2 protein-coding genes are annotated in these 1,512 nt (G+C 52.1%); both read left to right on the top strand.

Annotation, left to right across the window (positions count from 1 at the left end; all coding sequences use genetic code 11):
* Positions 1-797 (top strand): hypothetical protein (locus tag EPO09_RS21580; protein WP_290646567.1); only part of this gene is annotated, 797 nt, incomplete at its 5' end.
* Positions 772-1,350: a hypothetical protein gene (locus tag EPO09_RS21575; RefSeq protein WP_290646565.1), complete on the top strand. Its 579-nt coding sequence runs from the start codon at positions 772-774 to the stop codon at positions 1,348-1,350. The genes EPO09_RS21580 and EPO09_RS21575, both read left to right, overlap by 26 nt.
* The last annotated feature ends 162 nt before the right edge of the window (positions 1,351-1,512 follow it).

The following is a 1,512-nucleotide window of genomic DNA, read 5'->3' as shown; positions in this document are numbered from 1 at the left end:
AATGGAAATGGAAGATCACTTGGGAAGCTAAAGTGAGCGGCCTGTCAGAGTCCGGGCGTCGGGGTAGCAAAGTCGGTTCTTTTGCTGCGAACGGTGTGGCTGAAACCAGCGCTCCAAAGTGGCCATGTGCGTTTGGCGGTCAAGTACTCGGGGGCACGCTAACCGTTGAAATGGCGACGGAGGACGAAGTCTTTTTACGTACCGTCTATATCAAAGGGACGAACCCATCAAGAGAAAAGCTTGACGCCTTTGTTGCTACGCTCGAAGAGGCAAAAGGCTACGAGAAGATCCTTCATCATGAGGCCAAGGGCAAGCAATTCATCAATGCTGACGGCGAGCCCGTGGTGGCGTTTGACAAAGGTTATGGGTTGGCACAATTAACCACGCCTGTCCCAACATATGAACAGGCTTGGAACTGGAAGGAAAACGCCAAAGGTGGCTTGAAGCTCTACCATTCGAAGCGAAACGAGGCGCGGAACTATCTAAGTCGCCAAGGCAAGAACAGCTTTACGGATGAGCAACTCCAGCTTGAAACTTTTAGCCGTTACAACGGCGGGGTGTATCACAAGTGGGATCCCAAAGGGAAGCTGTGGATACGAAACCCAGACATACTGTGTGATGACACTGCCGGCAATATCGGTTGGAACACGAGCGTGGAAGACAACGCTGAAAAATCAGCTGACGACTTGCACAAAAGGGATGCTTCAACTTATGGACAAGGCAAGGCAGGGCAATCGAAAGAGCATCCATGGACCTATACAGGCGTTTGCTATGCGGACCACATTGCTGCTGAATGACCTGTGTAAGGTTCTTCTTGGCTTGGCCTTGTCGACGATTGCTTGCCATACGGCATTTGCTGGAGTCGACCAAGACTGGGGAGTGTTGGTAGGCAATCATGCCGGTATCAAGACTGACAGCGCACGAGTAAAAGTTGAGCGGCCCCTGCTGCTGCGACTACGCCGTGCCGAAGAGGCAGCTTTCTTGCCTCTGAAAATGGGTGTAGGACAGGCGGATTCCTCGCGATGGCTATTGCTGCGGGAAGCCTCTCGAACGAGAGGGGACGCAAGTTTTTGCGGTGCGGGCCATGAAGATCACCTCGTGCTCATTAACGTCAAAAAATCAGTGGGCGTGGTCAGGGGAGACTTTCTTGTGCAGAGTTGTTTGAAGTCGATCAGTATGGACATCGATCGGTTCAGTGAACTGATTGATGCCATCGAAGTTGATGAGGCATCTGGGCAACTGTCGTTCACGCAATCGATTTCGGGCGACAAGGAGTCTTTCAGGCAGGAGGTCCATCTTGAAGTCACTTCAGGTCGGATGAAAGCATCAACGCGCAAGTTGGATGATTGACAAGTGTTTCGGTGTTGGGCTCGTGGGTTTTCTGCGCCCCTCCAGCTCAGCATTTTTTGTAGTCTGATCACCAAGGGCTCGCCATGAAAACTGCCGATGACTACATCACGATGCTGGGCATGACGCAGCACGTCGAAGGTGGTGCTTTCAAAGAGCACTACC

This window comes from Aquabacterium sp. (genome assembly GCF_004297345.1).
Classification (GTDB): Bacteria; Pseudomonadota; Gammaproteobacteria; order Burkholderiales; family Burkholderiaceae_C; genus Aquabacterium.
This window is presented reverse-complemented; position numbering and strand designations above follow the sequence as displayed.

Coding starts and splice junctions, on each gene's coding strand:
- EPO09_RS21575 (WP_290646565.1), top strand. CDS start 772: ATGCGGACCACATTGCTGCTGAATGACCTGTGTAAGGTTCTTCTTGGC.